This is a genomic window from Spirosoma soli, from assembly GCF_042684525.1.
In the GTDB taxonomy this organism is placed as follows: domain Bacteria; phylum Bacteroidota; class Bacteroidia; order Cytophagales; family Spirosomataceae; genus Spirosoma; species Spirosoma soli.
In genome coordinates, this window is sequence record NZ_JBHULN010000040.1 from 1 (window position 1) to 6,247 (window position 6,247).

The 6,247-nt window shown below is 43.9% G+C and carries 9 protein-coding genes; 8 read left to right on the forward strand and 1 reads right to left on the reverse strand.

The window, feature by feature from the left end; all coding sequences use genetic code 11:
* Both ACFSUS_RS28895 and ACFSUS_RS28900 read left to right on the forward strand, forming a co-directional pair.
* Nucleotides 1-213: DUF5618 family protein (locus tag ACFSUS_RS28895; RefSeq protein ID WP_381528741.1), on the forward strand; the 213-nt coding region annotated here is incomplete at its 5' end.
* Between the two features lie 503 nt (nt 214-716).
* Nucleotides 717-1,217, forward strand: a complete 501-nt coding sequence (locus ACFSUS_RS28900; protein WP_381528744.1) for a hypothetical protein — start codon at nt 717-719, stop codon at nt 1,215-1,217.
* A 437-nt stretch (nt 1,218-1,654) separates the two neighbouring features.
* Here the strand turns inward: ACFSUS_RS28900 and ACFSUS_RS28905 are convergent, their stop codons facing one another.
* Nucleotides 1,655-2,242 carry a hypothetical protein gene (locus tag ACFSUS_RS28905; RefSeq protein ID WP_381528746.1) on the reverse strand — a complete coding sequence of 196 codons (588 nt, stop codon included), beginning with the start codon at nt 2,240-2,242 and terminating at the stop codon, nt 1,655-1,657.
* A gap of 358 nt (nt 2,243-2,600) precedes the next feature.
* Here ACFSUS_RS28905 and ACFSUS_RS28910 point away from each other — a divergent pair, with 358 nt between their 5' ends.
* The 6 genes from ACFSUS_RS28910 to ACFSUS_RS28935 form a co-directional block, all read left to right on the forward strand.
* Entirely contained in the window at nt 2,601-3,068 is a 468-nt protein-coding gene (locus ACFSUS_RS28910) for a hypothetical protein (protein ID WP_381528748.1), read from the forward strand.
* 195 nt (nt 3,069-3,263) lie between these two features.
* Nucleotides 3,264-3,620: a plasmid mobilization protein gene (locus ACFSUS_RS28915; protein WP_381528750.1), complete on the forward strand. Its 357-nt coding sequence runs from the start codon at nt 3,264-3,266 to the stop codon at nt 3,618-3,620.
* Nucleotides 3,617-4,516 carry a relaxase/mobilization nuclease domain-containing protein gene (locus tag ACFSUS_RS28920; RefSeq protein WP_381528752.1) on the forward strand — a complete coding sequence of 300 codons (900 nt, stop codon included), beginning with the start codon at nt 3,617-3,619 and terminating at the stop codon, nt 4,514-4,516. The genes ACFSUS_RS28915 and ACFSUS_RS28920 overlap by 4 nt, the downstream gene beginning before the upstream one ends.
* Before the next feature lie 52 nt (nt 4,517-4,568).
* Nucleotides 4,569-5,126 carry a hypothetical protein gene (locus ACFSUS_RS28925; RefSeq protein WP_381528755.1) on the forward strand — a complete coding sequence of 186 codons (558 nt, stop codon included), beginning with the start codon at nt 4,569-4,571 and terminating at the stop codon, nt 5,124-5,126.
* A gap of 244 nt (nt 5,127-5,370) precedes the next feature.
* A complete protein-coding gene (locus ACFSUS_RS28930) occupies nt 5,371-5,946 on the forward strand; it encodes a replication/maintenance protein RepL (RefSeq protein WP_381528756.1) in 576 nt (191 codons plus the stop codon).
* A gap of 6 nt (nt 5,947-5,952) precedes the next feature.
* Nucleotides 5,953-6,247 (forward strand): DUF5618 family protein (locus tag ACFSUS_RS28935; RefSeq protein ID WP_381528759.1); only part of this gene is annotated, 295 nt, incomplete at its 3' end.

A 6,247-nucleotide genomic window follows, 5' to 3' on the forward strand; every position in this document is an offset into this window, starting at 1 on the left:
AAAAAAAATAAAGGCCGTAAAGATGTCGAGTGGTATAAACAACAATTAGCTAAACTCGATAAAAAGCTGCTCAATTCATTTGTAGGAGTATATGACACCTTACATTTGTCCATGAGTTATGATGGTAATCCACTGGCTAGTGTGGCTAGCGCTGGATTACAAGAAGCCGAACAAATCATTAATTGGGTAGAAAATCGTAGCGGTACAGCTTAGAACTACCCCAAAGATATTAACCGAAACGGAAACGGGCTCTGCTGAGGAGCAACCCGCCAGGGATAGGTTAATTCACGTACTAACCGTACGAGACTCGGCTGGATTGATAGCTCCAAGCCTCCGATCGAGATAGCCCCGATCTTGATAGCTCCAAGCCAGATCGGGGCTTTTTATAAGTACTCTTGAGGGTACCGAGGGGTAAAGATCCTCGCTCTCTGTTGAGACAAGTACTAAGCGGACCCGCTACGCGGGATGTAAGTAGTGATAGGTTTTCTTAGGCATTGTCACCCCTAACTGTACGTAGGGCTGACGCCGGATGGCTGGAAAGGGAAAAAAACGTGTACAGTTAGGGGTGACTTATGCCTAGAAAAACCTACGGGGTTTGGGGCAGTCAGCCCCAATTATCAATACAGCGTCGCAGACACCTATATAAGCTTTATTGAGGTTATTTGAAGGCTCTAGGTTAACATAAAGCCACTTATACAACAAGCATAAATGATAACATGATGACACAAGACGATGTATTCGATAGATTCATTAAATATTACGAACAAGGGTTATTTACCTCAAATCCAACTGCTCTTCTACTAGACCTTCCGACAAAAAGCGAATTAGAGAAAGGGATTAAGACAGATATATTACAATCGGACTACTTTCTCGTATTTGCTGTTAGCTCTTACTCTGATATTGAAGTTGGAGCGACTTTTGACTGTTTATTCCGCCCCCAAGACATTAAAAACTTAGTACATACAAAGGCAGTCTTGAAATATGTTTCTGTAAACAGAAAAATTGAAACTAACTTTTTACCAAAAGGACATTCCGGAATTTGCGCTTTCGAGTTTCAAAAACAACCTAATCTGTTAGCTAGAATACCTTTATTTAATACTGAAAAAGATCCTTTGATTCATGACTCTTTGATATTGACCCAACAAGCTGTTATTGATAATCTGATAGATGACAACTTGTCTTATTTTAATAATCAACAGTTATGGAAGGATAAATGATTAATAGAATTTTTACGTAACATAATGATAGTTATAAAACCACTCTTCAAAAAGTGCAAACGAAACAATTCTAAATTTTTGTACTTTGTTAATCTAACGTTAGAACACTTTAAACCCTAATTCAGATGACAATGATATGGCTTTTAGTTGGTGCATTGTTAGTATGGTATGGTAATAAGGCTGTTAAAGAAAATCCTAAGAAACCGGATTAGAGCAAGGGTGTTGCAGCCATTGCTTTGTGGCCGTTTTCCATTTTTATGAAGAAATATTAGCAGCCCGCGTAGGTCTTCACTCTTCAAAAAGTGCAAAGCTCAGCTTCTTATCAAGAAAGCTGAGCTTTGCACTTTTTGAAGAGTGGTTTTATAACTATGAATATGTTATTCGATTAAAGATAGAATTCGAATAGGCAATGGAGAATATGATAGCTTGAAATAGTTTTATACAGGCAATAACTTTTCGTAGCTGCCATCAGGATTAAAGATAATAATTAAGCTGCCGCCATTGCCCCCATAAATTCGCCCAGCTCCTCGTTCCATTTTACGATTTGTAAATGGCATGACATTGTCGGTCCAGCGACTTTTAATCGTTGGTCGAGTGTAAACACGATCACCAATAATTTTCTCTAAGCATTGATTTAAGCGGTCTTTATCGCCTACAGCTGGTTTGAGTACAAGCCCATTTGATTCAGCATCGAAAATAAGGATAATGTCCCCATTAAAGGAAGCAAATCGATTAGGCGGGTTATCCTTATAGCTATCATCAATACTAGGTAAGAGTAACCAACAGGATTTACCTTGTTCATTCTGGTATTCTCGTAACAGAACAATGCCCTTGTCGTTTTTCCATTGGTTTCGCTCACAATCGCGAATGAAATCAACCAGAATTTGACGCCTTTTAGGGTCAGTATCTAACTTAACTTGTTTTACATCATTACAAGGTGGGGGATATCCCGACTGAGCATAAGTAGTCGGAGCTAGGAGCGTTAAACTCAGCAAAAAACAACTCCAATTTATGACATGCTGCATACAGAACATATTTGTTGTATAAGTGCACTTATGTTAAGTTAGCTTTGACTTGAGTCAGAGTTCTTTTTTCCAATAAATGTACTGAGCTCTGCTAAACTCAGAGCAACTAATAATGAAACGCCGAAAACCCAAGTTGGAAAGCGAGCCGGTTGAAGCCAGCTCCACAGGGTTACTAGAGCGAAGAGAATAGCTACGCACCGAATAAGGAGAGCGAGACGAGATTTACCCATGATAAATATAATTGAACTGTTATATAATCTAGATTATGTAAAGCTACAGTTGTGATTTAAGACTGTACAAGCTTGATTTGCAGCCTATACAATGGCTATACAAAGCCTGTACAACCCTATACATCCGTATGAACTACCTTTCTTTGAAAGAAGCTTCGGAAGCCACTGGTTTAAATGAGGCAACCATACGGCGATTGTGTAAAAAACCAGCCAGTAAACCCTTTATTCAGATGAAAAAGGGCAAACAAGGGGATATGTACACGATTCAAGCCAATTATTTATTTGACGTTTATCCACCCTTAAAACCTACCCAAAATCCAGCCTATACAAGGGTAGACAATGACTTAACAAGCCTACACAAAGAGCCTGTACAAGACTATACAGCCCTTTTAGCAGCCAAGGATGAAATCATTGAACTGCTGAAAAGTGAGACTGCTTACTTACGAGCGGAGAACAGTAGCCTTCGAGAGGAGAACCGAGAACTGAAACTGTTGCCCCCTCCTAGTTTTCCAGCCACTCCAGTTACCCCCGATAACGGGCCTAATCAATCCGAGCAACAAAATAAGAAATCCTTCTGGAAACGTCTATTCAGTTAAGCTAAAACGGAACAGCTAGGAATAAAAAACTATCCTTGCACTTGCGCAGTGCGGTCTTATCCCGTACTTTCGCTATTGAGTAGCCAGCCATGTTTTACCCCTAAAAAACTCGGTCGTTCCTCCCTCTTTTTGGGGGTAAAACGGCTGTCCCCCCTCCGACTGTCGGGGGTGAAAAAACGCCAACCCTGTTTGCTTATGAACCCAACTGAACCCCTCAAAAAGAAGGGCGGACGACCGCCCAGTCAGACCAAACGAGACCAGCAAATGACGGTCTGCCTGACCAAGCTCGAGAAACTGGCCATCCAGCGACGAGCCCAGAAAGCCGGGCTGAACCTGTCGGACTATGGTCGGCAAATGGTGCTGACTGGGAAAGCCCAGGTACGGCTAAGTGCGGAAGAAAACGCCACCCTTAATCAGGTGGCTAAGTTGGGCAATAACCTGAATCAGCTCGCTCACAAAGCCAACGCTGATGGCATTCGCAGCATTGCTTTCGAGGCCCAGCGTCTACTGCGTCAGTTGAGCGACCTACTAGATAAACCGGCTGCACCATGATTGCCAAGACCAGCATTGGCCGCAGTTTCAAAGGCTGCTGCGGCTATAACATGCAAAAGGTGCAAGAGGGCAAAGGGGAGGTGATTTTGTCGCAAGGTGTACGCGACTATGACACCCGGGCTATGGTGGCCGACTTTGTACGCCAAGCCCAAATGAACCCCGATCTAAGCCGCAGCGTATGGCATACGGCCATTAGTTTCGACCCGAAAGATGAGGCCCGCTTGCAGGCTGATCCTCAGCTCATGCAGAAGGTGGCCAGCGATTACCTCAAAGGGATGGGCTTAGAGCAATCGCAGTACGTGGTGATCCGCCACCGGGATACCCAGCACAGCCACTTTCACATTGTGGCCAACCGGGTAACCAACCAAGGCCAGACCGTCAGTGACAGCCACAATTTCAGCCGTTCCGAAAGCCTCCTGAGGCAGATCGAGGCCAAATATGGGTTAACCCCCCTGGTCGAACAGGCCCAACGGTTGCGCGTCGAGCACCTGCCAGATCGGGACCGCAGTCGCCTGGAGATCCGCGACCAGGTACGTCAGAGCCTGAGTCAGTCCACCACCGGGCAGGAACTACGCGAGGCCTTAGCCAGGCATGGCATTAGCCTGATCGTTAACCGAGATAAAGCCGGCCAGCCCCGCGGCATCAGCTTTGAGCGAGTGAGCCAGAATGAGCAGGGTGAAACCATCCGGGAAGCCTTCAAAGGCTCCAAGCTGCACCAGCACTTAGGCCTGAGTCAGCTCCAACAGCAGTTAGCCCAGAACGCCCAGCTGCGAGAAGTTCAAAAACAGGCTGTAGAGGCCGCGAAGGAAAAAAAGCAGCAGCAGCCTAAGCAAACCCAGAAAACCCCGCAAATCGAAGATAAACGACTAAAACGAGGCTATGGCCTAGACATGTGAGATGGAACAGGAAGATCTAGCGGGCGAACTATTGCAGGCCCTAACTAACGATGTGAAAAGGATTCAAGAGCGCGTAGAACAGTTAGCCAGGCAATCCCCCAAGGATTATAGCGCTACGCTGGCGGCTTTAACCAAAGCAGTGGAGGGTTTACAAGCCAGGTCGCAGCCTGCCGCCCCAACGACTATAGTTGATTTAAGTCCAATCATGGCCCAACTCACGGAGTTGAAACAGCAGATCCGTCAACGGCCCGAGTACAAGATGAGCCAGTATGTCCAATACGGGGCTTATGCGTTTGGGTTAATGGTAGGGCTGCTGGTGGCCACGACCTGGTTAGCCTTAGACTGGCGCAGTGACCGGAACAAGTATGCCCAAGCTTACACCCAGGACAACTGGCGGGTACGCTACACCAAACAGGCCAACCCCACTTATTACAGCTTCATGGAAGGTAAGTTTAAAGACCCAGAGCTGACTAAGTGGATAGTTGAGCAGGAGGAAGCCGACCAAAAACGGGAGCTAGCTCGCAAAGCCACTGAACAGGCTAAAGCCCTGTCTCAACAGGCCAACGAGCTAGAAGGCAAACCCGTGGAAAAGAGGATAGAAAAACCATAGAATTATACCGTTTTAAAGGGGATAAAAAACGAGTGTTTTTGAGGTGTTTTAAGAGTCTAAGAAGCAAACAGGGATAACTAACTGATAATCATGGGGGGTCTGTTATCTAGTAGATAACACAGCGTTATCTAGTAGATAATATTTCGTTATCCTTTCAGTATAAAAAAAGATAACAATTTGTTATCCCTTTAGTATTCTTTCGTTATCTTTGCAAGGCTATAAAAGATAACGGATTGCTACCTTTATGAAGTATAAACCGATAACACAGCATGAGGAGTTTGAGGAGAACCCGTTTGTAGAAAAGGCTATTCAAGACATTAGAGTAGTTAAGCGTCAACAGGTTGTAAGACCAAAGAACAAAGACGAAATACAAATGATAGTTTCGTCAGATGGAGAGGTAGAAGGCTATTCTGCTTTCATGAGATTTGTAGAAGTTGACGAGGAAAAGTTTGCTAAAATCTATTTAAGCCAGTTTGTCTCATTTTGGGAGCTATCTAAGCCTGCAATCAGAGTTTTCGGATATATACTCAGTGTGCTTAAGCCCAAGCAAGACAGCTTTTACTTTATAATGGATGATTGTTTAAAATACACAGGTTACAGCCATAGAAACCACGTATTAACAGGTCTATCCAATCTAATCGAGTGCTCAATCATTGCCCGTAGTAGTAATAGCGTCAGGTACTTTATCAATCCGTTAGTAGTTTTCAACGGCGATAGAGTTACGTTTGCTAAGACATATGTCAAGAAGAAAAAAGACAAAGAAAAAGTACCCAACAGTCAGCTAGACTTATTCTCTCAGGAAGCACTAAAATTTGATTAAAAGTCGATGACCAATACTGTACAAGAAGCTAAACGCTATCTGGATAATGCCCGCGAAATCCTGCGTGAGAAAGCTCGTAAGGAAGATGGCTATTACCAGGATAGCAAATATGTGAAGATGGCTGGCCATACCGCCTATGCTGGTGTATTAGTGGCTCTCGATGGCTTATTAGGCAAAAAAAATAAAGGCCGTAAAGATGTCGAGTGGTATAAACAACAATTAGCTAAACTCGATAAAAAGCTGCTCAATTCATTTGTAGGAGTATATGACACCTTACATTTGTCCATGAGTTATGATGGTA

What these genes read in the sequence shown, in the direction of transcription:
- ACFSUS_RS28930 (WP_381528756.1), top strand. Translation starts at nt 5,371, where the DNA reads ATGAAGTATAAACCGATAACACAGCATGAGGAGTTTGAGGAGAACCCG.
- ACFSUS_RS28900 (WP_381528744.1), top strand. Translation starts at nt 717, where the DNA reads ATGATGACACAAGACGATGTATTCGATAGATTCATTAAATATTACGAA.
- ACFSUS_RS28910 (WP_381528748.1), top strand. Translation starts at nt 2,601, where the DNA reads ATGAACTACCTTTCTTTGAAAGAAGCTTCGGAAGCCACTGGTTTAAAT.
- ACFSUS_RS28920 (WP_381528752.1), top strand. Translation starts at nt 3,617, where the DNA reads ATGATTGCCAAGACCAGCATTGGCCGCAGTTTCAAAGGCTGCTGCGGC.
- ACFSUS_RS28905 (WP_381528746.1), bottom strand. Translation starts at nt 2,242, where the DNA reads ATGCAGCATGTCATAAATTGGAGTTGTTTTTTGCTGAGTTTAACGCTC.
- ACFSUS_RS28915 (WP_381528750.1), top strand. Translation starts at nt 3,264, where the DNA reads ATGAACCCAACTGAACCCCTCAAAAAGAAGGGCGGACGACCGCCCAGT.